Origin of the sequence: Pseudomonas sp. s4 (genome assembly GCF_046764235.1) — a bacterium.
Lineage (GTDB): Bacteria > Pseudomonadota > Gammaproteobacteria > Pseudomonadales > Pseudomonadaceae > Aquipseudomonas > Aquipseudomonas asiatica.
On record NZ_CP177209.1, the window covers coordinates 3,221,039 to 3,244,103 of the forward strand.

Consider the following 23,065-nt stretch of genomic DNA (forward strand, 5'->3'; position numbering starts at 1 on the left):
GTAGCAGCCATCCGCCATCAGCGTGCCCGGAATCACCGTTCGTGCGGATTCTGACGCTCATACGGTGTGCCTGGCCGCCCACCGTCGCGGCGGAACAGCAGGGTACGCACGAGGAACAACGGGTTGCCCACAACATAGCGAATGAACAAACGCTTCGGCTCGCGCAACAGCCGGTATAGCCACTCCCCACCCAACCGCCGCAACCACTCGGGCGCCCGGCTGACCTTGCCGCCGAGAAAATCCAGGATCGCGCCGCCACACACGATCAGGCACGGCCCCCCAGCTGCCGCCAGCCTTGCGGCCACAATCTCCTGCCTGGGCATTCCCATGCCCAGCACGATCAGCTCAGGTTGCAAATCCCTGGCCAGTTGCAGGTAGGTATCGACGCTGGCAAAGCCATCGTGGACCGACACCGGTACCACCCCGAACGTGGCTGTGCTTCGTTGCACGGCCTGGTCCAGGTACGGCTGTCGGGTGCCCCAGAACGCAACCCGCCGCCCACGGTAGGCAGCCAGAAGCCTTGGAATGAAGTCGGTGCCATTCATGTTGAGCCCTGGCTCAAGCCCCAGCCGGCGATACAGGATCGCCAGGCCGGAACCGTCGCGCAGCAGTACGTCGGCCGCTGACAATGCCTGGTGGCAGGCGCCATCACGAACCACCAGGTTCATTGCATGGGCATTGACGAAGCCCAGCACGGTCGCGGCTTTCGGGGCGCTGAGCCTGTCCAGCAGGCGCTGCGCGGCAGTGGCATCCGGCACCACTTCGAGCTTGCCGACAAGGGTGTTCCAGCGTTCCTGCCAATGAGCCATCAGTCTTCATCCCGTTTCGAACGTACCCATTCAACCTGTCGCTTGATCAGGAACCGCAGATACAAGGGGAGCTTCCTTACAGCGTAGAACGGCGCGTACAGCAGCACGGAGAACGGGATCAGTTCGCGACAGAAACTCGCCCAGGCCACTGCGACAGCAAGGCCGAGCAAGGCCAGCGCGCAAAGGGCGATCCACGCAGGTGCCGCCAGGCCGAACAGCAGGTACGCCAGCCAGGCCACCAGGTTAAGGCCGAGCAAGGCCAGCACCAGCAACGCCAGCGGCGGCACCAGCAGGTCCAGGGTCATGGCCAGCAAGCTGCCGTTACGCTGGGTGATTGCCGCCAGCGCACGCTTGGGCACATCGGCCAGCATCAGGCTCAGGTGCCCATGTTCCCAGCGGGTGCGCTGGCTGCCCAGGCCTTGCTGGCTGGCAGGGAACCGGCTGCTGACCACGGCCTCGGGGCAGAACACTGGCGGCTTGCCCTGCTGGCACAGGTCCAGGCCCAGCTTCACATCCTCTACCAGGTGCCCGTTGGCCAGGTCGATCAAGGCCAGGTCACGCCAGCCGAATGCCATGCCGGCGCCCATCAACTGGCATGGCAGGCCCAGCCGCGCCCAACCACGCGGGCGCACCAGGTTCTTGACCCGCCAGGCGAACTCGGCAACCTGCACTGTCAGCCCAGCCCCTGCCGGTGCGTACATCAGGTACAGCGCCTGCACCGGGCGAGCGACTTCTCGGTAGCGCCGCGCCAGGCGCTCGATTGCCCCCTCGCCCACCTGGCAGTCGGCATCCACCACGATCACCACCTCGGGCGGCTGGTTGGTCAGGTGGCGCACGCCGAAGTCCAAGGCGTAGCCCTTGCCGCGCAACCGTGCATCGTGGCGCTCCACCACTTCGGCACCCGCCTCACGCGCCAGTTGCGCGGTGTCGTCAGTGCAGTTGTCCGCCACCACCAGCAAGCGGTCGCCAGGCCGCAACTGCGGAGCAATGCTCGCCAGCGTGGCACCAATTATCGAAGCCTCGTCGTGAGCTGGCACCAGCACTGCCACCTGCGGACGGGCGGTGTTGCCCATCGGCTGCGCGCGTGCAGGCAGGCAGGCCATCAGCACCTGCACCACCAGCAGCAGCACCGGCAACAGGACGATGGCCGCCAGCATACCCAGTAGCCAAGCCAATACACTCATCATGCGGATGCCTTGAAATAGCTGGCCAGCCTGGCCGCCTCGGTATCGATGTCATGCCGTTGCAGGACACGCTGGCGTGCCGCGTCGCCCATGCGCTGCAGCACTTCGGCAGGTTGTGCCAGGCAATCGGCAATGGCCGCTGCCAGCTCGTCCACGGCGCCGGCAGGGAACAACCAGCCGTTTTCGCCCGGCCGCACCAGCTCGGGAATGCCTGCCACATAGGTGGTCAGCACTGGCCTGCGCAAGGCCATCGCCTCCATGATCACCACCGGCAAACCCTCGGCAAAGCTGGGCAGCACCAGCGCACGCGCCGCCAGGATTTCCTCGCGCACCTGTGCGCTGCTGATCCAGCCGGTGATGCGCACCTGCTGCTGCAAGCCATGCCGTGCAATCAACGCCTCGACCTGGCCACGCATTTCACCGTCGCCGGCCAGCACCAGTTCGAAGGCGATCGACCGGGCGGCCAGTACTCGCGCGGCCTCGAGCAGAAGCAGCTGGCCTTTCTGTTCGCACAGGCGGCCGACGCACACCAGGCGCGGCGCCGTGGGCACGCCAACCGGTGCCACCTCATGGAAGCTGCGCTCGAGCCCGCAATGCACCACCTTCACCTTGGCCCAGTGTTCGTGTGCCACCCAGCGAAACAACTGGCTGCGCCCGTACGAGCTGACCGCCGCAACAAATGCGGCACGCCGCACCTTCTCGCCCATGTGCAGGAACTGCGGCTTGTCGAACTCCTCCGGCCCGTGCACGGTAAAGCTGTAGGCCGGCCCGCCCAGCACGTTGGCCAGCATCACCACCTCGGTGGAATTGGTGCCGAAATGTGCATGCACATGACTTGCCTCGCCAGCCTGCAACCATTGCAGTACCTGGCAGGCCTCGGCCAGGTAGACCAAGTGGTAGGGCCAGGCGCGGTCGGCCCGCAAGCCAACGCGCATGGCCAGCTGCAGCGCCCGGAAGAACCGGCGCGGCTGTGCCCGCAGCACTTGCCAGGCCGGTGCCAGCAACCCCTTGATGCCACGCTGCAGCACATAGCGGGTCTTGGCCCGTTCGCTCGCGTCGTCGGCATCCTGCAACTCGGCGTCCCACCCGCGCAGGGCAATACGCTGCACCTCTACCCCCTGGCGCTCCAGCGCCAGGATCTCGCGGCGGATGAAACTGTGGCTGACCTTCGGGTACTGGTTTATGAAGTAAGCAATGCGCATAGAAATCCAGATCAAGACCCGCGTAGTGAACATTCAGACCTGCCGCGGCAGGGCTGGCGATTACTTCAGGCTGTCGACTACCGGCGGCCGGGGCCCCGCCGATGCCATCTCGTCAGATACATCCCCCTGTTCCCCTTGTAGTCCAAGGTTGTGACCGCTGCCTGGCAACACGGCCTGCAAGCGGGCGAAAACATCGTCGAGCAGCACCTGGCGGCGGCGGTACATTGCCCGTTTCTTCGCCGGAATATCCTGTTCCGCCCGCTGTACCGCAGCCAGCGGAAGGGCGAAGAAGTCAGCATGGCTCGATGCAGTAGCACCGTGTTCCAGCCAGATCACATCATAATTGGCCGCCAGGTCGTGGCCTTTGTCGCTGCCAAAATACGCGTGCCGATGGTGGCGGCAGGCATCACGGACGGCATACAGGTGCGCCACGCCAAGGGTCCTGGCCAGGCACTTCAATGCCTCGAGCAACAGGCTGCGCGGGCGCAGCCCTTCGAAGTCCTTGGTCAGGTCGCGGTAGATGGCCAGTGAGGTTTCGCTGTCGATACCCTTGTGGATGCCCTGCACGGCACCAATGAACAGGCACAGTTCGCCCTGGCTGCGGCACAGGCTGAATGCCAGGGATGCCACGCGCAGGTCGCTCTGAAACAGGTTCAATACCAACTCGCCTTCGCGCTTGAACCAGATCGGCCGGTCCAAAACCAGACGACAACCCGGCGAATGGCTGGACAGCTCGCACAGCGTCAGGCTTTCGTCCCGCCCCAGCAGCAACAGCGCCGGAAACTGCCCGGCCAGCACTTCGAAGTGCGAAGCCACCACCTCCAGGCGCTGCGGGGCTTCCCAGCATTTGCTGAGGTAAGGCCACTGCACGACACCGATGCAATCCACCCCTAGCCGCTGCAAGCCTTGCTGGCCCAGCGCCGCCGTCATGCGCTGCAGGAAGGCGTTCAGTTCAGGCCATTGCCTGGCAATCTGCAGCGCCAACCTGCACTTGTTGTTCAGCGCCCGCAACGAGTAGCCCGGTTGCAAGGTAAACACGCTTTTGACGATCGTGCCGAGCATCATGGGCCTCTCTCACTTGTACTCGATCAACGTCGATTTGCCGGCCGCGATGCGGTGGCGCAGGAACTTCAGTTGCCCGAGCATTTCCGGGAACTTGCCCAATACCAGAAACACTGCCTGTAGCCAGTTCTCCCGCACCGACTTGCCACCACGGCGTGCCAGGCGTACGGCCTGCAGCGGGTAGACCGCCAGCAACAGCAGGCCCCAGCCGCCCAGCAGCAGGCAGGCCAGCACGATTACCACGGGGATGCCCAGACCCCACAGCCAAGCCCGGCGCGATTCGCGCAACCAGTGCCGCTCGGGTGGCTGACCATGCAGGTAAGCCCCTTCGGCATAGGCGTGGCCAGCGCGCAGGCTACGCCGCCACCACTGGCTGAAACGGGTCATGGCGGCGTCGTGCAGGGTCATCTCGGCGTCCAGGCGCCAGACTTTCCAGCCCTTTGCCCGCAGGCGCACGCACAGCTCGGGCTCCTCTCCGGCAATCAGCTCGGGGCGAAAGCCGCCGACGGCGGCAAAGGCATCTGCTCGCATCAGGGCATCGCCACCACACGCCTTGGCCTCGCCAATGGGGGTGTCCCACTCCAGGTCACACAACAGGTTGTACACCGACCGCTGGGGGAAGCGCTCGCGTCGGCGGCCACACACCACGGCCACGTCGGGGTGGTCGTCGAGAAACGCCTGCGCCGCGGCCAGCCAGCCGCCATCCACCTCGCAATCGCCATCGACGAACTGCACCCGTTGCAGCGACGGCAACCGCCGTTGCAAGGCGAAAAAGCCTTCGTTGCGCGCGCGTGCGGCAGTGAACGGGGTGTCCATGTCCAGCGCCAATACCTCTACCCCCAGGCTGCGGGCCAGGTGCGGTGAACCATCGGTAGAGCCGGAGTCGACGTACATGATCTTGTCCGTACCCTGTAGCAGCGAACGCAGGCAACGCTCCAGGCGCAGGCCTTCGTTGCGGCCAATCACCACCACTCCGATGCCGCTCGCCATGGGCCTCACTCGACGGGCGCCGTGGCGGCCGGTTGCCTGGCCTTGATGATGGCCGGCACCCCCACCGCCAGCGAATTGTCCGGCACATCCACCAGCACCACGGCGTTGGCACCGATGATCACGTCGTTGCCGATACGGATGCTACCCAGCACCTTGGCCCCGGTGCCGATATCGACGTTGTTGCCGAACACTGGTGCAATCGGCTCATCGACGTTCTTCAGGCCCACCACTACCCCGTTGCGGATGCGGCAGTCATCGCCAAACCGGGCATAGCCGCTGACTACGATGCCGCCAAAATGGTCGATGACGAAGTTGCGGCCGATCACCACCTCGCACGGCAGCTCCACACCTGTGATGATCTGCACGAACTTGAACAGGACCTTGTAGATGAGCGAAAACAGTTTTCGCAGCAGTGCCGGGCGCACCCCATAGCGCCAGCGGCCGAAGCGGTACACCAGCAATACCCAGAAGCCCTGGGCGCCCCAGTCGCCCCCATGGGCACGCAGGTCGGCACGTATATTCTCGAACATGGCTCCACCTACCTTGTCGGTTGGCTGGCGTACCGGGTCTTGAACAACAGAGACCAGGTCGCCCGGCAGTGACGCCAGCAGGCCTGTATTGCGCCCAGACCGCGTCGTTTCAACAGCGCCTTGAGTGCCAGTACCAGGTCGCCCAAGGTGACCAGCAGCATGTGCAGGGCAAGGCCCGCCAGCCCGTGATGCTTGCGGAAGTACAGCAGCTCGCTTTCGATCTGGTATGACGAGATCTGTCGGCTGGCCGCCTCCAGTTCGGCCACCGATCTGGAGCTTTCCCCTCCGATGTGCACCACCGTGGTATGCGGGTAGAACACCACCTTCCAGCCTGCAGCCTTCACCCGCTTGCAGTGGTCGACCTCCTCGTAATAAAGAAAGTAGCGCGGGTCGAACAGGCCCACCTGGTCGAGCACTTCGCGGCGCACCAGGTAGAAGCAGCCAGGCAGCCAGTCGCACTCGCGGACCGAAGCGTGGTCCCAATCCATTTCGTCGACCATTTTCAAGCCCGGGAAAAAGCGCCCCAGCCCGGTACGCCCGACGAACACGTTGAACGGTGTGGGGAAGTAGCGGCAACTGGGCTGCAGGGCGCCGTCGCGTCCCTCCAGGCGGACCCCCAGCACACCGCACTCCGGGTGGGCTTCCATGTAGTCGAGGGTTTTCTGCAGTGAATCGGTGGCGACAAAGGCGTCGGTGTTCAGCAGCAAGGCGTACTTGCCCTTCAGGTGCGCCAGCAACTGGTTGTTAGCCCGGCCGAACCCCACGTTCTGCTTGTTGCTCAGCAGCAGCGCCTGCGGGCATACCTCGGCCATGCGCTGCAGCGAGTCATCGGCGGAGGCATTGTCCACCACCAGGTAGCTGGCCAGCCGTTCGCTGTCGGCCCGACGCAGTGCATCGAACATCGGCTGCAGCAGCCCGGCCGTGTTGAAGTTGACCACCATGACGTCCACAGGTTTGCTAGCCATTGTTGCCGTCCCCGAAGAAATACTGGCGCCTTTGCGCCATCAGCTGCGGCTCCAGTTGCGGGTCGTAGGCACCATTGCGCTGCTTGACCAGGTCGATCCATGGGTAGGCCTCGCAACGTGCCTCAACCCGCTTGATCAACGCCTCGGTGGTGCATATGAACTCTGCAGGGTTGCCACCGAACACCGTGCCCGGCGGCACATCCTTGGTCACCACGGCACCGGCGGCCACGATCGACTCAGGCCCGATGGTGACGCGGGGCATGACGATTGCACCGTGGCCGATGAAGCAGTTGTCCTTGATGTCGATGAAACCGACCGAATCCAGGTGCTTGCCGAAGCGATGTTCGATCAGCAATACCACCCCGTCATGACCGATCAGGGTGCAATCGGACAGCCCCACACTGTTGCCGATGCGAACCAGCGAAGGGTCGAGGAACTTGCAGCCTGTATTGACATAGAAGTTGCTGCCTACCGAGTGGAAGTTGCCCCAGCGGGCAAGGTAGGCCCCCCACTCAAGCCCTGACGGCTTGCAGAACCTCCTGTAGAAGGAGCTTCCTCGCCCCGTTGCATGGACATAGTGCGCCACTGCCTTGCGTATCCATCCCTTCATTCTGCCAGCCTCGCAATCAAAGCCATCTGGACTGTCCCTGAGGCGCATCCGGTCTCGTTCTTGTGGGTGCTGACCGTCGCGCACTCAACCCGTTTACAACATGCATCACCCCACGGCGTCGCTGGCCGCGCTCAGCCTGGCATCGAGGTGGTCGGCCAGGCGTACCGCAAACTGCAGCAGCGGCATGGTCGGATTGCAAGCGCCGCCCGTGGCAAAGATGCTGCTGCCGGCGACATAAAGATTTTCGGTACCGAACACCTTGCAGTTGGTATCGACAACACCAAACTGCGCCGAAGACGCCATGCGCGTGGTACCCATGTGATGGGCATGTGGCGACAACTTCAACGGTATCGAGGTGTCGTAAACGAAGTCATTGAGCCTGATGTAGCCCAGGTCCATGGCAGCCCACTGCTTGGCCAGCTCGCTTCCGATGCACTTGATGGTGTGCCGGTCATCAGCGGTCAGGGCCCAGTTGACATTGACCTTGGCCACGCCCAGTGCGTCCTTCTCCTCCAGCAGCGAAATACGGCTGTGCAGGTTGGGAAACTGCTCGATCATGGTGCTGATGACGCCATCACCGGGGCAGTTGAACTTGGCCACGAAGGCGATCTTGCTGGCTACTCCCATGTCGCAGGCCAGGTTCTCCAGAAAATGCTTCACCTCGGCAGTACGACCATAGGTTTGCACATCAGCCAGCAAGGCGGCCCTGACGTTGCCCTTGCCTGCCTTGTACTCCTCAACGAAAGCATCGGTGGTGTAGTACTCGCGCGGTTCAGGGGCCAGCCTCGAATTGAGGATAAAGGTGCCAAGATCAATGTTCAGATGCTCCATGAAGCACCCGCCGACCAGCCCGTCCTTGCTCACGATCCCCGCCGCCGCCAACGACTCGCTGTTGAGCAGTTGCCGGGCATTCTCGATGGCACCTGTAGCGAGTACGAAGTTTCTTGCAACCAGGCGCTGGCGATTGCACTCGTAATCGGAAAGCACGACTGCAGCCAAGTGACCGGAAGCCTGGTCGAACTCCAGGTTCACGCAATTGCAGTTGATGAATACGTCCAGGCCCTGGGTCTGCTCCAGGGCCGTGGCGTACTTCTGCGCAAAGCGCGTTGGCGGGCTGAGCAGAAAGCGGTCCGGTTCGAAGTCACCGCCGTCGAGGCCATCATTCAACGCGCGAAAGTCCGCCCCTGGCGGCAGGTCGACGATATCCATGGCAGCAGGCAGGTAGCCTGCGATCTCCGAATAAGGAATGGGCCAGCCAGGCAAGTCGCCAATGGGAGGGACTGCGAAGTCCGAGGGGCTGAACGGCCGGCAACGGCCGGCCCAATGGTTGGATGTGCCGCCCAGGTAACGCAGGCGAGCTTCCCCGGCATACAGTTCCAGGCCAGTGGATGCACAGGCGTACAAGGCTTGCGAGTTCGCCGAGTACTCGCGCCCGCCACCTTCGGCAAGCAGGACGCTCCAGCCGGCGGCGGCCAGGCGCAGGCCCAGGGTGATACCGGCCGGGCCGGCGCCGATGATGCAGACATCGTAACTGTCGCGCAGCGCCTTCTGCTGCTGATAGTCCCTGATCATGCGTGCTCGTTCCGGAAGTAACGGGACGGCAGTACCCAGCCGTTGATCACCACGAACCCAGGCCTGCCAGCAGGTTGGCTGGCGACGGCTGGCGTAGCAGCGAACACCACACCACCTACACCAAGCAAGACACAACTTTGGAGAAACCCCCTACGACCCAATTGCGCAGTACAAAACGTAAGTTTCCCCATGATCCAATGACCTGCACCTTAGAAAGTTTCACCCGACAAGCCGAATTACAGCCAGTTGAAAAAGGCTGTCAGCAGCGCCCCGCAAAGCGCCCCGACCAGCAGCATCGGCAGTACCACCAGCTCACGCCTCAGGCTGAACATATCCAGCTTGCGATTCACGTACACGATCAACACAAGGGTTGGCACGGTATGCAGGGCAACCCCCCAGATCGCCCAGTCAACGCCACCGATCGCCAGCAACAGTGGCAACAACCCCCACAACGAGACCAGGCGGATGATGTTATCCATGGCCTGGTACTTGGTCAGGCCCAGGGCAATCCACACCTGATGAGCCAAGGTATAGCGCAATGTGAGGAACGACAGCGAAAGAATGGCCATCATCGGGCCAGCTTCACGGTAGCGATCGTCGTACAGCCAACCGATCAGCAACGGGCTGGCGGTCAGGAAGCCACCACAGATGAACAGCACCAGCAGGTCGACCAGCAGGCGGAAGCGGTAATACAGGGCCTTGAGGCGCTCCTTGTCATCGGCCCGTGCCGCTTCGCTGAAGGCGGGCAGCGCCACCGCGCCGAAAACCTTCATCAGCGCGGTCTGCACGGCACCCAGGATCAACACGGCAATCGAATACACACCCAGTTGTGCCGCCGTCATGCTGGCGCCAAACCACATGCGGTCACCGTACATGGCCAACACGCCAACCATCGACGACAGCAAGATCCAGCGGCCGAACACGATCAGTTCGGTCAGCGCGCTGCGGTCCCACTGCAGGCGGTTGTCATGCCCCTCCAGGGCGGTGTGACCGAGCAGGGTCCAGGCCACGGCAGACACCAGGCCAGCGATCACCAGTGCCCACACCGAATGGGTCAGGTAGCCCAGCACCAGCATCACCACCAGGCCGACCGCCTGCGAGGCCAGGTCCACCAGCACCACGCGCTTCTGTTGGAAAGTCCGTACCGCGACATCTATCTTGGTGGACTGGAAGCCCCAGATCACCGCCGACAGCCCGGTTGCCGCCAGCACCATCGGCAACACCGGTGCGGCATAGGTGGAGTCCGCCGGCCACAGCTCGGCGAGCTGGGCGAACCAGGCCCCCAAGGCCAGCAGCAAGGTCAGGGCGAACAGTACGAAGCCGCGGATGATCTGCACGGTCCATGCAGTATTGAGAAAATCCGGGTCGTCACCGCGATGGCTCTGGATGATGTTCTGCCGCAGGCCGACATCGGACAGTAGATGCAGGAGTACCGAAACGGTGGTGGCGATGACCATCACCCCGAACATTTCCGGCAGCAGCAAGCGGGCCATGATCAGGTTGCCGCCAAGGCGCATCACCTGTGACGCCACTTGTGCAACCAGGTTCCATGACCCGGCCCTCAGGGCCCGCTTGCGCAGGCTCGCGGTGGCAGACACATCAATCGACGGCATGAGAGCAATCTCTGACTGACTGGCTAAAAGGTCACTATAGTTTCAATCAGCCACGACGCTAGCCGTTGCCCACCGATGCAAAGGTGCACATAGCCAATGCCTGAACATTTTCGTGCGTTGATCGTCATCCTTTTTCTGGCGAGCGTGGTCTTCCTGCTGGCGCGGCGGCCTGCCACCGACCTGATTCCGCTGAGCGACTTCAAGCGCCGACGCAACCTGTGGTTCCTGCTTACCCTGCTGGCCTTCTTCTCGCACAGCTTCTGGCTGTACCTGGGTGCTGGCGCCGTCATCCTGTACATCGCCGGGCGCCGCGAACACAACCCCATGGCGCTGTTCTACATGCTGCTGTTCCTGATCCCGCCGGCTTCGGTGCAGGTGCCCGGGTTTGGCGTGGTCAATTACCTGGTCGACCTCAACCATATCCGCCTGCTGGCCTTGTGCGTGCTGTTGCCGGCGGCGCTGGCCCTGCGCCGGCAAGGCGACACCCTGCGCTTCGGCCGCACCTGGCCCGACAGGTTGTTGGCGGCCGGCCTGCTGCTGATGAGCGTGCTGTACCTGCGCGAGACCACCCTGACCGACACCCTGCGCCAGACGCTGTACCTGTTTGTCGACGTGTTACTGCCGTATTACGTGGCCAGCCGTGGCCTGCGCCAGATCAGCGACTTCAAGGACACCCTGCTGGCCTTCGTGCTTGCCTCATTCGTTCTGGCCCTGATCGGCGTGGCCGAGTACGTGCGCCACTGGCTGCTGTACAGTGCCCTGGTCGACGCCATGGGCGTGCCGTGGAGCATGTCCGGCTACCTGAGCCGTGGCGGTTCGCTGCGCGCCAGCGTTACCACCGGGCAGGCGATTGCCCTGGGTTATGTGATGAGCGTGGCCATCGGCCTGTTCCTTTTCGTCCAGGGTTACGTGCGCCGCCCCCTGCAGCGGGCCCTGGGCGCCCTGCTGCTGGCCGCAGGGCTGTTCGCGCCACTGTCACGCGGCCCGTGGATCGGTGCCGTGGTCATCGTGGTGGTGTTCATCGCCCTGGGCAAAGGTGCGGTCAGGCGCCTGGCGCTGCTCGCTGCGGCCGGCATGCTGGCCCTGCCCTTGCTGACCATCGTGCCCGGTGGCGACAAGGTACTGGACATGCTGCCGTTCATCGGCAACCTCGAGAAAGAGAACATCACTTACCGCGAACGGCTGATGGACAACTCGTGGATCGTCATCCAGCGCAACCCGTTGTTCGGCTCGTTCGACTTCCGCAACACCCCGGAAATGCAATCGATGATCCAGGGTGACGGCATCATCGACATCGTCAACACCTATATAAACCTGGCACTGCGGGTCGGGCTGGTCGGGCTGGGCCTGTTCGTGGCGTTCTTCGCTGCCGTACTGCACGGTATCCGCAAGGCCATGCGCAGTTTCCCCGACAAGGACGACGAGCGACGCCAGCTCGGCCGGGCATTGCTGGCGACACTGATCGGCATCCTGGTGATCATCTTCACCGTCAGCAGCATCACCTTCATCCCGGTGGTGTACTGGACTGTCGCCGGACTGGGCGTGGCCTATGTCCAGATGGTTCGCAAGCTGCACAACAGCCAGGCCATCGCGCTGGCCGACCCCGCCCTTCAACCCAGGTGACGCCTATGAACCTGTTCCCCCTGCGCCGCTGGGGTTTTCAAACCCTGCTGCGGGTTTCGGCCATCGCCGGCCTGACCTCACTGCCGCTCACCGGCTGGGCCTCAGCGTGGCAAGTCAGTGTCGATGAACAGAACGGCCTGCCCTTGGTGACCCGCGGTGGTGGGCCAGTGATGAAAGCCAAGTTCGACTTCTGGGCGGCCAACTGGAGCTGGACCGGTTTTTCCACCACGTTCAAGGTAGTTGGCCCCGGCCACTACACGCTGCTGGGCAAGAACAAGGAACTGGACTTCGATCTGGCGGCGGATATCCGCAAGGAGCAGGCGCAAACCCTGGGCTGGGCCTTCGACCTCGAGGCCCACAGCCGCCAGGCCGGAGTAATGGGCGGTGGCATGGTGTTCGAGTTCGACCCTGGGCAAATTGCCGGGGGCATGGGTGCACCGCAGCTGCTGCCCGGCAACCGTGGCTGGTCATGGGGCAAGGCTGACCAGGGCCGACGCATCGAAATGCGCTTCGACCCGCCGCTGGCCAAGGTGTATTTCGAGCGCGGCAACCCGTCCGAACTGCGTGCGTTCATTTACAGCGACCCGATCAACGCTGGTCGGCAGCAGATCAAGGCGGTGCTGAACATCACCGGCGACATCGACCTGGGTCCCACGCCCAGCGAACGCTTCGGCCTGGCCGACCCCGCCGGTTGGCCCGACGACCAACTGGACTGGCGCACCTCGCCCGTGGACCTGTCATTCCTCAACGCCCCGGAAAAGCCTGCCGGCAAGCATGGCTTCGTCAAGGCCGTCCGCGAGCAGCTGATGTTCGAAAACAACACCCCAGTGCGCTTCTGGGGCACCAACCTGTCCGCCTATTCGCTGTTCAAGAGCCCCGACGAAGAAATCCGCCAACAGGCCAAGCGCCTGTCGGCACTGGGGTTCAACCTGGTGCGTTTGCATCACCACGACTCGCCCTGGGTCAGCCCGAACGTGTTCGGCGACGGCACCCTGGTGCGCGATACCCAGCAGCTCAGTGCCGAATCGCTGCGCAAGCTCGATTTGTGGATCAAGGCGCTCAAGGACGAGGGCATCTATATCTGGCTGGACCTGCACGTGCAGCGGGCGCTTACTGCCAATGACAATATCGATGACTTCAAGGAACTGGCCAAGGGTGAGAGCCAGGTCGACCTGAAGGGTTACGCCTATGTGAACCGAAGCATCCAACAGGCGATGAAACGCTTTGCCGAGCAGTACCTGACTCATGTGAATGAATACACCGGCCTGGCTTACAAGGACGACCCCGCCATCGCTGCCGTGCTGCTCACCAATGAGAACGACCTCACCCAGCATTATGGTAACGCCCTGATGCCGAACAAGGACGTGCCGCGCCATAGCGAGCGCTACATGGAAGCGGCCAAAGCCTTCGCCAAACAATATGACCTGCCCACCGACCTCACCTGGCGCGCCTGGGAGCATGGCCCTTCGAAGCTGTTTCTCAACGACCTGGAACAGCGCTTCAACACCGACATGATCACTCACCTGCGCGGCCTCGGCGTGAAAGTGCCGATCGCCACCACCAGTACCTGGGGCGGCAATGGCCTGAGCGCGCTGCCGGCACTGACCACAGGCGATGTCATCGATGCCCATGGCTACGGTGCCAATGGCCAATTGGAGAAGAACCCGTTGACCAGCGACGGCGTGATCGACTGGCTCGCTGCCGCCCAGGTAGTCGGCAAGCCGCTGACCGTCACCGAGTGGAACGCCGAACCCTTCCCGCTGCCCGACCGCCACTCGCTGCCGCTGTACGTGGCCGGCACCGCTGCCCACCAGGGCTGGGACGCCATGATGCAGTACGCTTACAGCCAGCAGGCCTTCAACCCTGGCTGGCGCACGGCGGATAACTGGCACGCGTACAACGACCCGGCGATGATCGCCACCCTGCCCGCTGCCGCCCTGCTCTATCGCCGTGCGGATGTGAAGCCGGCCACTACCCGATACGTGTTCGCGCCGACGCCCGCCACCCTGTACAACCAGGAGATCACTCCGCGCAACTCGCCACTGCTGCGCACGGCCATGGAAAAGGGCCAACTGCAGATCGCCCTGCCACAGACGCCGGAGTTGCCCTGGCTGAAACCCGCCGCCATCCCTGCCGGTGCGCAGGTACTGCAGGACCCGGAGCAGTCCTTGCTACCGGCCGACGCCACGGAAGCGGTCAGCGATACGGGCGAACTCAAGCGCAACTGGCAACAGGGCATCTATACCATCGATACACCGCTGACCCAGGCCGCCACCGGATGGCTGGGAGGTCGCTTGATCAGCCTGGGCGCCATCCAGGTGCAAGCACGAACGCCGTACGCCAGCGTCGTGGTGCAAAGCCTGGACGGCAACCCCCTGGGCCAGTCGCGCGAACTGCTGCTGTCGCTGGGTACCCGGGCCGTGCCCAAGGCCGATGACAAGACACCGTTCAACGTAGAGCCGCTTGCCGGCACCTTGAGCATCAAGGCGCCTGCTGGCCTGAAGCTGTTCGCCCGGGATGCACAGGCCCAGTTGAAACCCTTGCCGATGGCTTACCAGGATGGACGCTACAGCATCACGTTCGACGGCAAGTACATGTCCAACTGGCTGTTCTTGAAATAGGGCATATGGCCATCTACCCTCACAACAGTCCTGTAGCTGAAAAGCGCAGCTGTACAACAGCAGAGTCCAGGAGGCATGGATGAAGTTTCTGGTTGTCGGTGGCGCAGGCTACATTGGCTCGCACATGGTCAAGCACCTGCTCGGTACAGGCCATGAGGTGGTGGTGGCGGACCTCGTCTCGCCCGGCCCCGGCGTCCAGTGGGCGAAACTGGACATCGCCGACGAACCCGCCCTGGATGTGCTGTTCGGTGTTTGCCGCTTCGATGCCGTGTTCCACTTTGCCTCGTTCATCCAGGTGGGCGAGTCGGTCAGCGTGCCCGGCAAGTACTACCAGAACAATGTCGCGGCCACCCTTTCCCTCCTGCAGGCCATGGTGAATGCCGGTATCAGGCACCTGGTGTTTTCTTCCAGCGCAGCCGTCTACGGCAACCCGCAGTACGTGCCGATCGACGAAGCGCATGCCAAGGGGCCGATCAACCCGTATGGGTTGAGCAAATGGATGGTCGAGCAGATTCTCGAGGACTTCGACCGGGCCTATGGCTTGAAGTCGGTATGCCTGCGTTACTTCAACGCAGCGGGCGCAGACCCGGAGGGCCAGCTGGGAGAGCGTCATGAACCCGAAACCCACCTGATCCCGCTGATCCTGCAGGCCGCTTCGGGCCGGCGTGATGCAGTAACGGTGTTTGGCCGCGACTACGACACGCCGGATGGCACCTGCATACGCGACTATGTGCATGTGGCCGACCTGGCGGCGGCTCATGCACTGGCGGTGGATTACCTGCTGGCGGGTGGCGAGCGAACTGCGTTCAACCTGGGCAACGGGCTGGGCTTTTCGGTGCAGCAGGTGATCGATACGGCCCGGGCGGTGACTGGCCGGCAGATCCGCACCCTCGACGCCCCCCGCCGCCCCGGCGACCCGCCCCGATTGGTGGCGGATGCTGGCAAGGCCATGCACATGCTGGGCTGGCGGCCGGAGTTTGCCACGCTGGAGTCGATTGTGCGGCATGCGTGGCAGTGGGAGTTGCAGTACCCCTGGGCTCGCTACCCCACAAGCTGAAAAGAGTGCGCCATACCTGTGGGAGCGGGCGCGCCCGCGAACACCGGCGCAGCCGGTGCCATCCACCGCGTCGCCTGCTTCGCGGGCATGCCCGCTCCCACAGAGACCCCACCAGCTGAAGGAATGCGCTGTACCTGTAGGAGCGGCCTTGTGTCGCGATGGGCTGCGAAGCAGCCCAACAATACCGAGACTCAATAATAGGTTCGAGGCTGCTCGTCAGCTTTGTTCAATACCGTTCCCACCAGGTTCACCCTTGCCAGGTGATGCAGGCAATCCTCGATCTCCTTCCTGTTGTTCATACCGTTGGCCACCACCAGCAGCACACAGTCGAACTTGGGTATCACGGTGATCGCATCGTCAGAACTGAGCAATGGCGGCAAATCGAAAATGCAGATGCGCGACTCGTATCGGTTGCGTAGTTCGCTGATCAGGTTGCTCACTTTGGGCGACGACAGCATTTCGGTGGACAACGGCACCGGCACCCGCGTGGGCAGCACCACGAACCGAGGCAAGGTCGGGTTGACCAGACAGTCCTGCAACTCGGCCTTGTCCGTCAGAAACTCGTTCAACGCCTGGTCCATGGGCAGGCCCAGGCTGCTGCCGACCTTGGGTCGACGCAGGTCGAAGTCCACCAGCAAAGCGGTCTTGGTGGTGTGGTGGGCGATGCTCATGGCCAGGTTGATCGCCAGTACCGTCTTGCCCGCTTCAGGGGTTGGCGAGGTGATGGCCAGGGTTCGCCAGCCATTCTCGTCCATGGTCCTGAGCACCTGCGTGCGCAGCAGGTCGATCGGCCCGTTCATGTTGGAGTTCTTGTTGTAGGCGACGATACGGTGACGCTCCAGGTGCTCCGCGCGCAGCGGCACCACCTTGGTGTTCACGTAATCGAACTGGCCAGGCACTTCCGCCAGTGCCGTACCAGGGGCGGGTGACAAGGCCTGCGGGGTACCCGGGGTAACCTGGTGAAGATTATTGCCAACAGCCTGCTTGGTCCTGTCCATCACTGCTTCCCTATGCAAACCGAGACATGACTTTGAACAACAGCACATCCAGTGGCATGTAGAACACGTGCACCAGCACTACCATGATAGCCGCCAGCGCCAGTGCCGCCACGATCAGCCAGTTTCGCCAACGCTTGCGCCTGGCCACATCGGCCTTGGTATCGATGTATGGCAGCGCCACCAGCACCCGCCTGCCCAGCAGGTTCTCCAGTGCACCGACGCCGCGAATGCGCTGGTTGAACATCTCCAGCAGCATCACCAGCGCACCGCCACCTGCCGGTGCCAGCACCAGGCCCAGCGCAGCGATCTTCTTGCGGTTGGGCTTGATCGGTTTCTCGGGCATCAGTGGTGGCTCAAGCAGTACAAAGCGCTCGGCCTTGTTCTCCTGCTCCAGGCTTTCGGTAATCTTCGCGCCCATTTCCTTGGCGCGGATTTCCTCGTACTTCTTGCGCGCGTTGTCGTGGTCACGCATCAAGGTCACCAGGCCACGCTCGACCTGCGGCGCCTCGAGGATCTCGGCCTCGTAGCCTTCCATCTTGCGGGTCAACTCGCGCTTCTGCTCGGCCAGCGAAGCAATGCGTTCCTGTGCCGCGCTCATCTTGGCGCGCACGCGGGCGACATCGAGGCCGACCGTGGAGGCCGCCGCCGTGCGATTGCCACTGGCTTCGAGCGCCTGGATCCTGCGCTTGACCGCCACCACATCGGGGTGGGCTTCCTTGTAGCGGCTCAGCAGCCGGGCATATTCGGCCTTCAGGCTGGGCAGGTCCTGGGGCTGCTCGGCACCGGCCGCCCTGGGGCCTTCGCCGGCCTTGGTTGCCAGCCCGGCATTGGCCGCGGACAGTTCCAGCTCAAGGTAACGCAGTTCTTCCTGGGCGGCCTTGTAATCACGGTCGACCTCGCGGAACTCCAGCTCCGACCGTGACAGCATGTTCATGCGCAAGGTCTGGTGCTCGGGCAAGGCGTTGGCGTGGGCCTGCTTGAAATCCGCCAGCTGGTTTTCCAGGTTGGCCAGCTCGGCACCCAGCTTGTTCGCCTCCTGGGTGAGGAACTCGGTGGTTTCGTTGGCCCGCTCGGTACGCTGCTTGAGGTTCTCGTTGAGGAACAGCGTCACCAACTCGTCGGCGACTTCCTTGGCCACCTCGGGCTGCTTGTGCTCGAAGGACACATTGAACGCCACGGTCGCTTCACCCCGCCCGCGCACGTATGTGGTAAGGGTTTCGACGACGATGGCGCTGCGCATGTGGTCGATCTTGTCGCTATCGCTGAAACGCTTGTCGGGAAACAGGTTGTACTTGTCGATGATGCGCAGCAGGTTCTCGCGAGTCATCACCCGCTGGCGAATCACTTCGATGCGTTCATCGGCAAAGCTGGTGTTGTTGGTCGACACCAGCTCAGGGGAAATCTGCTGCGACTCCACCAGGATGGTGCCGGTCGATTGGTAGATCGGCGGCACCATCACCGCGACTGCAACGGTCGCGGCCAGGATGACTACGATGCTCACCCCCAATAACAGGGCCCTGTCCTTGATTATGGCAATGTAATCTCTGAGGGAGAGCTCGTAGTCAGACTTCATGGGGCCACCTGCCTGAAGTTCAGATGTCGGGGTACCTGTACGTCAACGTCAAACCCACGATCGTAGCGTTCGCATCGGCTTCGTTATCCTGCTGCCGATCCTTGTACATCAGCGACAGGCGCAGGTCCCAGTACGGCGAAAACTCGCGGCTGGCCCACACGCTGTAAGTCTGCAGGGTGTTGGGGGTCTGCCCTTTGCTGTCTTGCCAGGCAGCGTCCGCGCCCACCCGTGTCAGTTCGGTGACGGCGTAACTCCACACACCGCGCACCTGGTCCAGCTCGGCGAAGCCGCCTTCGGCGCTGGCTACCGTGCTGCGTTCGGCGGTGAAGCTGGCGACGGCGCGCGCACCGGTGTACAGCAGCGCAACCCCACCCTCCCCGCGTCGGCCACCTTCGTCACCGGAAACCTCGGTGACACCCACATGCGCATCGGCGCTGAGGCTTTCGGAAAACTGGTACTTGACCCCGACCGCGGGGCTGTAGCTGTTGGACGCCGTCGCCGTCTGGTCCTCCTCGGGCTCATAACGCCGGGCACCAAAGCGGCTGTACAGATCAGCCCGCTCGCTCCAGGCGTAGGTCCAGGTGAACACGTTGCCCAGTTCTTCGTAACCCGTCAGCGTACTGATGTCATAACGGGCACGGTTGTACGTGGTTTCGTTGCTCAAGGTGCTACGCTCGGTAACCGCCTGGCTCCAGTTGCCGGTCAGCGTATACAGCTTTTGCGTGCCATCGGTGGTGACCACACCGGTATCCAGCACCGTTCCCGACAGCGTCGAACTTTCGTTGTAACGCGCCAGCAGGCCAAACCGCCCGCGCTCGGTCTGACGCTGCCAGCCCAGGCTCACATCAGGGTCCTCACGGTTGTCGACCACCGCCGTGTCGGACGAGCGCAATACATTCAAGCCAAGCCCCAACCTCAGTTCGTCACGGTCGAAGGTACCGATCAGGGTGTAATCCGGCGCGATGATCGTGCGCGTTATTCCCTTTTCACCCGACGACAGCAGCAAGGGGTTGCTGTCATGTTCGACGGATGTCGGTACCACTACCGTAGACTGCCAATTTGCTGCCAAGACCGTGTTCGTAAACGGCAACACCAAGATTGCCGTTGCAATACTAGTTGTTCTGAGAAGAGGCATTAAGTGTTCTTATTAAAGGCAAGATCAAGGGACGACCAGCGTATCGCCAGCCTGAAGTTGGATGTTGGTGGACATATCCCGGCCAGACACCAGGTCTCTATATCGCACGGGCAGGATTTTTTGGGAAGCGCCAGTGCCGCGCACCACTTTGATTTCGCTTTCATCTGCAAACTTGTCCAGGCCGCCGGACATGCTCAGGGCCTGCAACACTGCGGTAGGGCCCGCCATCTGTACCGGCCCGGGCTTGATCACTTTGCCTTGTACATAGACCAGGTTGCCGGCGATGCTCTTGACGACAACGCTGACGTTCGGGTCGGGGAGGAATTTCTCGAGTTTGGCAGCCACTTGTTTTTCAACGGTCGTCACATCCAGCCCGGCAACATCGATGCGACCTGCCAGGGGGAACGTGATACTGCCATCGGGAAGTACGGTGGCTTCCTGGCGCAGGCTATCTTCCTGCCACACCGAAACCATCACCACATCGCCGGGGCTGAGCAGGTAGGTAGCACTGCTCGGGTCGGCCTTACCGGCACCAGACCACACCATCAGCATGCAGAACGCGGCAAACATTGAACGCACCATGAGGGTCCCTCCGGCCGAAAAGGCCCGACAAAGAGCACTGAATGAGAACAGCACACCAACTCTCGCTCCGCTTCGCGGCATACGCCAACCGCGATGACCTCGATCTTTACGAGGCCTTGCCTTGACGCTGTGCAGCCTGGGCTTTGCTGCCTGCAACCGTGGACCTGCACGGGCTACTGGCAATATAGCAACGGCTGGGGAATTGACAAGCGAGGCCCCGGGCCGCTGGCGTCAAGGGTAGAACCCAGGCTGGCGGATTCAGATCTTTCTCCTGTTGGCGACAGCTACAAAGCCAACGACAGCAAATGCAAAGAACCACCCTGCCGTTGATACAGGGACGATACTGCTCTGATTGATATACATATCCGCCGCACGCGCTGCGCCACTTAACAGCGCCAGCAAAGACATCGATTTGATAATCAGAGCCGTGCGCATACGCCCCTCCTGAAGAGGAAAATCAACTGTTTGTTGGCGAGGTGTTCGGGAGTTGTTTCACCGTTGAGATGAGCTTATGAACACAATGACATTGCGTCAACGATTCGACACTATAATAAAATTCAATGGGCGCGGGACAATACAGTCAAAATATCGACGCGCAAATTGAGCATAGGGCGCTGCATGGGTGGCGCCATAGTTTCATCGCTGAGAAAGGCAAGGCCGTGGGGCGGTTTGGCATGTTATTCGTCTGCATGATGCACCACGACCAGCAACTGCGCCGGCAGCGGCCCGACCGACCTTAGCCGGTGTGGTGTCTGGGCATTGAAATGCAGGGCATCGCCTTGCTCCAGCAGTACCCGCTCGCTCATGAAGTCCACTTCCACCTGGCCGGCGTGGACGAACAGGAATTCTTCGCCCAGGTGCTCCTTGAACGTAGGGTCGCTGAACTCGGTCGGCGGCTGGATCAGGAACGGCAGCAGGCTGCGCTGCCCGATCTGGCTGGTGAGGGCCGAGTACCCCGGCCCTGCCCCGTCACCCACCAATGCCTGGCGCTCGCCATGGCGTACCAGGCTGTAGCGGTTCTGGCCGGTCTGCTCTTCGGCGAACAGTTCTTCGACATTGACATTCAGTGCCCGCGCCAGCTTCAGCGCGGCGGCGATCGAGGGGGTGTTCAGGCCACGTTCGACCTTGGACAGGTAGCTCTTGGTCATGCCGGTCTTGTCAGCCAGCAGCTCCAGGGTCATCCCCAGTTTCTTTCGCAGCAGTTTCAATCGGATAGACATGTGACGCGGATTTCCCAGGCGAAGGCAGCCTGGTAATGATACGTGGACTGCTCAGGAAATGCTGGGGCTGCTGCGCTGAGTCTTGTAGGAGCGGCCTTGTGTCGCGATAGGGCTGCAGAGCAGCCCCGGCAATTTGTGCACTATTGCTGAAACCCTGGGGCCGCTTTGCGGCCCTATCGCGACACAAGGCCGCTCCTACAAAAAGCCAGCGCAGGCCCAGGGTTACGGCATCACCGGCGGCAGGTACTGCAACGTCGTACCCAATGCCCACAGCAACACCAGCACCAGCGGCACGTGCACCAGCAACTGCACGAACGAGAAGCCGATCAGGTCGCGTGCCTTGAGCCCCAGTACCCCCAGCAGCGGCAGCATGTAGAACGGGTTGATCAGGTTCGGCAAGGCTTCTGCGGCGTTGTAGATCTGCACTGCCCAGCCCAGGTGGTACTGCAGGTCATTGGCCACCAGCATCACGTACGGGGCCTCGATGATCCACTTGCCACCACCCGATGGGATGAAGAAGCCCAGCACCGCCGAATACACGCCCATCAGCACGGCATAGGTGTCATGAGTGGCGATCTGGGTGAAGAACAGTGAAATGTGGTGGGCCAAAGTCTGCTCGTCGACGCCCTTCACCTGGGTGAGAATGGCAGCGATCGAACCATACAGCGGGAACTGGATCAGCACCCCGGTGGTGGTCGGCACCGCGCGCGCCACCGCATCGAGGAAGCTGCGCGGGCGCCAGTGCAGCAAGGCACCGAGCATGATGAACAACAGGTTGTAGGTGTTAAGCCCGGAAATGGCGGTAATCGCCGGTTTGGTGGCGAACTCCTGGTACAGCCAGCCGGCGGCCAGGGCCACCAGCAACAGGATCAGGATGGGGCTGTGTTCCAGCCACTCGCCCGGGCGGGTGCGCTGGGGTGCCGGTGGCGCGGTGAAGCTGGGGTCGACCCCGCAGTCCTGGGCGCTGCGCGCGCTGTTCGGGCCCGGCGCCGTGGCGTAGGCGATCACCAGCGAGACCACCACCAATGCCGCCAGCATCACGCCGGACTGCCAAAGGAAGATGGTTTCGGTGAACGGGATCACCCCGGTAATCGACAGGATCGACGGTGGCAGGCTGGCCGGGTTGGCCTGCAATTGCGCCGCCGACGAAGACAGGCCCAGCGCCCATACGGCGCCCAGGCCCAGGTAGGCGGCGGCACCGGCGGCGCGGTAGTCCATCTTCAGTTCGGTGCGCCGCGCCAGGGCGCGCACCAGCAGGCCGCCGAACACCAGCGACAGGCCCCAGTTGAGCAGCGATGCCAGCATCGAGATCAGCGCCACCCAGCACACTGCCGAACGGCCATTGCCGGGGATGCGCGCCAGGCGGTCGATCAGCCGCGCCGCGGGCGGCGAGCTGGCCACCACATAGCCGCCGATGACCACGAAGGCCATCTGCATGGTGAAGGGGATCAGGCTCCAGAAGCCATCGCCAAAGGCCTTGGCGGTGTCGGTCGGCTTGGCGCCCATGGCCAGGGCGCCGATGCACACCAGCAGCACTGCCAGGGCGGCAAACACCCAGGAATCGGGGAACCAGCGTTCGGCCCAGTTGGAGCAGCGCAAGGCAAAGCGCGCGGAACGGCTGTCTTGGATTTCAGCGGCCACAGTTCAATTCCTTTTATTGGTTTTATCGGATACATCAGCAAAAACGCAAAACCCCTGTAGGAGCAGCCTTGTGCTGCG

Annotated in this window: 20 protein-coding genes; 3 read left to right on the top strand and 17 right to left on the bottom strand. The window is 62.7% G+C overall.

Annotated elements, in window-relative coordinates; genetic code table 11:
* Positions 1–32 precede the first annotated feature (32 nt).
* The 10 genes from ACK56M_RS15190 to ACK56M_RS15235 all read right to left on the bottom strand — a co-directional run bounded on the left by ACK56M_RS15190 (position 33) and on the right by ACK56M_RS15235 (position 10,537).
* Positions 33–809: a WecB/TagA/CpsF family glycosyltransferase gene (locus tag ACK56M_RS15190; protein WP_015270403.1), complete on the bottom strand. Its 777-nt coding sequence runs from the start codon at positions 807–809 to the stop codon at positions 33–35.
* Positions 809–1,996: a glycosyltransferase family 2 protein gene (locus ACK56M_RS15195; RefSeq protein WP_054573253.1), complete on the bottom strand. Its 1,188-nt coding sequence runs from the start codon at positions 1,994–1,996 to the stop codon at positions 809–811. The genes ACK56M_RS15190 and ACK56M_RS15195 overlap by 1 nt, the downstream gene beginning before the upstream one ends.
* Positions 1,993–3,195, bottom strand: coding sequence for a glycosyltransferase family 4 protein (locus ACK56M_RS15200; RefSeq protein WP_346616388.1), 1,203 nt, complete (start codon positions 3,193–3,195; stop codon positions 1,993–1,995). Before ACK56M_RS15200 ends, ACK56M_RS15195 begins: the two co-directional genes overlap by 4 nt.
* Before the next feature lie 60 nt (positions 3,196–3,255).
* Positions 3,256–4,260 carry a VirK/YbjX family protein gene (locus ACK56M_RS15205; RefSeq protein ID WP_043935637.1) on the bottom strand — a complete coding sequence of 335 codons (1,005 nt, stop codon included), beginning with the start codon at positions 4,258–4,260 and terminating at the stop codon, positions 3,256–3,258.
* Between the two features lie 9 nt (positions 4,261–4,269).
* Entirely contained in the window at positions 4,270–5,247 is a 978-nt protein-coding gene (locus tag ACK56M_RS15210) for a glycosyltransferase family 2 protein (RefSeq protein WP_015270407.1), read from the bottom strand.
* Between the two features lie 5 nt (positions 5,248–5,252).
* Positions 5,253–5,777, bottom strand: a complete 525-nt coding sequence (locus ACK56M_RS15215) for a serine O-acetyltransferase (RefSeq protein ID WP_013972705.1) — start codon at positions 5,775–5,777, stop codon at positions 5,253–5,255.
* Between the two features lie 8 nt (positions 5,778–5,785).
* Positions 5,786–6,742, bottom strand: a complete 957-nt coding sequence (locus ACK56M_RS15220) for a glycosyltransferase family 2 protein (protein ID WP_015270408.1) — start codon at positions 6,740–6,742, stop codon at positions 5,786–5,788.
* A complete protein-coding gene (locus ACK56M_RS15225; protein ID WP_024087161.1) occupies positions 6,735–7,352 on the bottom strand; it encodes an acyltransferase in 618 nt (205 codons plus the stop codon). The genes ACK56M_RS15220 and ACK56M_RS15225 overlap by 8 nt, the downstream gene beginning before the upstream one ends.
* Before the next feature lie 105 nt (positions 7,353–7,457).
* Positions 7,458–8,924: an FAD-dependent oxidoreductase gene (locus ACK56M_RS15230; RefSeq protein WP_015270410.1), complete on the bottom strand. Its 1,467-nt coding sequence runs from the start codon at positions 8,922–8,924 to the stop codon at positions 7,458–7,460.
* A gap of 236 nt (positions 8,925–9,160) precedes the next feature.
* A complete protein-coding gene (locus tag ACK56M_RS15235) occupies positions 9,161–10,537 on the bottom strand; it encodes an oligosaccharide flippase family protein (RefSeq protein ID WP_015270411.1) in 1,377 nt (458 codons plus the stop codon).
* A 96-nt stretch (positions 10,538–10,633) separates the two neighbouring features.
* Between ACK56M_RS15235 and ACK56M_RS15240 the strand changes: the two genes are divergently transcribed.
* The 3 genes from ACK56M_RS15240 (at position 10,634) to galE (ending at position 15,838) form a co-directional block, all read left to right on the top strand.
* A complete protein-coding gene (locus tag ACK56M_RS15240) occupies positions 10,634–12,160 on the top strand; it encodes an O-antigen ligase family protein (RefSeq protein WP_015270412.1) in 1,527 nt (508 codons plus the stop codon).
* A gap of 5 nt (positions 12,161–12,165) precedes the next feature.
* Entirely contained in the window at positions 12,166–14,781 is a 2,616-nt protein-coding gene (locus tag ACK56M_RS15245; RefSeq protein WP_411958766.1) for a cellulase family glycosylhydrolase, read from the top strand.
* A 79-nt stretch (positions 14,782–14,860) separates the two neighbouring features.
* Positions 14,861–15,838, top strand: coding sequence for a UDP-glucose 4-epimerase GalE (gene galE, locus ACK56M_RS15250; RefSeq protein ID WP_015270414.1), 978 nt, complete (start codon positions 14,861–14,863; stop codon positions 15,836–15,838).
* 191 nt (positions 15,839–16,029) lie between these two features.
* On the opposite strand, the gene ACK56M_RS15255 is transcribed toward galE, so the two are convergent.
* From ACK56M_RS15255 to ACK56M_RS15285, 7 genes are all read right to left on the bottom strand, one after another.
* Positions 16,030–16,836: a CpsD/CapB family tyrosine-protein kinase gene (locus ACK56M_RS15255; RefSeq protein ID WP_013972714.1), complete on the bottom strand. Its 807-nt coding sequence runs from the start codon at positions 16,834–16,836 to the stop codon at positions 16,030–16,032.
* Between the two features lie 10 nt (positions 16,837–16,846).
* Positions 16,847–18,409 (bottom strand): GumC family protein, encoded by a 1,563-nt coding sequence (locus ACK56M_RS15260; RefSeq protein ID WP_043935638.1) that lies wholly within the window; start codon positions 18,407–18,409, stop codon positions 16,847–16,849.
* A 19-nt stretch (positions 18,410–18,428) separates the two neighbouring features.
* On the bottom strand, positions 18,429–19,544 hold the full coding sequence (locus ACK56M_RS15265; RefSeq protein ID WP_100413663.1) for a hypothetical protein: 1,116 nt from the start codon (positions 19,542–19,544) through the stop codon (positions 18,429–18,431).
* Positions 19,545–19,568: 24 nt separating this feature from the next.
* On the bottom strand, positions 19,569–20,126 hold the full coding sequence (locus ACK56M_RS15270) for a polysaccharide biosynthesis/export family protein (protein ID WP_015270418.1): 558 nt from the start codon (positions 20,124–20,126) through the stop codon (positions 19,569–19,571).
* Positions 20,127–20,384: 258 nt separating this feature from the next.
* Complete coding sequence (gene eppA, locus ACK56M_RS15275) at positions 20,385–20,561, bottom strand: EPS-associated small membrane protein EppA (RefSeq protein ID WP_167506598.1); 177 nt, start codon at positions 20,559–20,561, stop codon at positions 20,385–20,387.
* Positions 20,562–20,803: 242 nt separating this feature from the next.
* A complete protein-coding gene (locus ACK56M_RS15280) occupies positions 20,804–21,346 on the bottom strand; it encodes a helix-turn-helix domain-containing protein (protein WP_100413664.1) in 543 nt (180 codons plus the stop codon).
* Positions 21,347–21,568: 222 nt separating this feature from the next.
* Positions 21,569–22,987 carry a short-chain fatty acid transporter gene (locus ACK56M_RS15285; RefSeq protein WP_013972720.1) on the bottom strand — a complete coding sequence of 473 codons (1,419 nt, stop codon included), beginning with the start codon at positions 22,985–22,987 and terminating at the stop codon, positions 21,569–21,571.
* Positions 22,988–23,065 lie beyond the last annotated feature (78 nt).

Excerpts from the sequence above, each read along its gene's own strand:
- ACK56M_RS15210 (WP_015270407.1), bottom strand. The coding sequence starts at position 5,247 with ATGGCGAGCGGCATCGGAGTGGTGGTGATTGGCCGCAACGAAGGCCTG.
- ACK56M_RS15265 (WP_100413663.1), bottom strand. The coding sequence starts at position 19,544 with ATGCCTCTTCTCAGAACAACTAGTATTGCAACGGCAATCTTGGTGTTG.
- ACK56M_RS15245 (WP_411958766.1), top strand. The coding sequence starts at position 12,166 with ATGAACCTGTTCCCCCTGCGCCGCTGGGGTTTTCAAACCCTGCTGCGG.
- ACK56M_RS15215 (WP_013972705.1), bottom strand. The coding sequence starts at position 5,777 with ATGTTCGAGAATATACGTGCCGACCTGCGTGCCCATGGGGGCGACTGG.
- galE (WP_015270414.1), top strand. The coding sequence starts at position 14,861 with ATGAAGTTTCTGGTTGTCGGTGGCGCAGGCTACATTGGCTCGCACATG.
- ACK56M_RS15255 (WP_013972714.1), bottom strand. The coding sequence starts at position 16,836 with ATGGACAGGACCAAGCAGGCTGTTGGCAATAATCTTCACCAGGTTACC.
- eppA (WP_167506598.1), bottom strand. The coding sequence starts at position 20,561 with ATGCGCACGGCTCTGATTATCAAATCGATGTCTTTGCTGGCGCTGTTA.
- ACK56M_RS15230 (WP_015270410.1), bottom strand. The coding sequence starts at position 8,924 with ATGATCAGGGACTATCAGCAGCAGAAGGCGCTGCGCGACAGTTACGAT.
- ACK56M_RS15235 (WP_015270411.1), bottom strand. The coding sequence starts at position 10,537 with ATGCCGTCGATTGATGTGTCTGCCACCGCGAGCCTGCGCAAGCGGGCC.
- ACK56M_RS15270 (WP_015270418.1), bottom strand. The coding sequence starts at position 20,126 with ATGGTGCGTTCAATGTTTGCCGCGTTCTGCATGCTGATGGTGTGGTCT.
- ACK56M_RS15240 (WP_015270412.1), top strand. The coding sequence starts at position 10,634 with ATGCCTGAACATTTTCGTGCGTTGATCGTCATCCTTTTTCTGGCGAGC.
- ACK56M_RS15200 (WP_346616388.1), bottom strand. The coding sequence starts at position 3,195 with ATGCGCATTGCTTACTTCATAAACCAGTACCCGAAGGTCAGCCACAGT.
- ACK56M_RS15220 (WP_015270408.1), bottom strand. The coding sequence starts at position 6,742 with ATGGCTAGCAAACCTGTGGACGTCATGGTGGTCAACTTCAACACGGCC.
- ACK56M_RS15280 (WP_100413664.1), bottom strand. The coding sequence starts at position 21,346 with ATGTCTATCCGATTGAAACTGCTGCGAAAGAAACTGGGGATGACCCTG.
- ACK56M_RS15195 (WP_054573253.1), bottom strand. The coding sequence starts at position 1,996 with ATGATGAGTGTATTGGCTTGGCTACTGGGTATGCTGGCGGCCATCGTC.
- ACK56M_RS15260 (WP_043935638.1), bottom strand. The coding sequence starts at position 18,409 with ATGAAGTCTGACTACGAGCTCTCCCTCAGAGATTACATTGCCATAATC.
- ACK56M_RS15190 (WP_015270403.1), bottom strand. The coding sequence starts at position 809 with ATGGCTCATTGGCAGGAACGCTGGAACACCCTTGTCGGCAAGCTCGAA.
- ACK56M_RS15225 (WP_024087161.1), bottom strand. The coding sequence starts at position 7,352 with ATGAAGGGATGGATACGCAAGGCAGTGGCGCACTATGTCCATGCAACG.
- ACK56M_RS15205 (WP_043935637.1), bottom strand. The coding sequence starts at position 4,260 with ATGATGCTCGGCACGATCGTCAAAAGCGTGTTTACCTTGCAACCGGGC.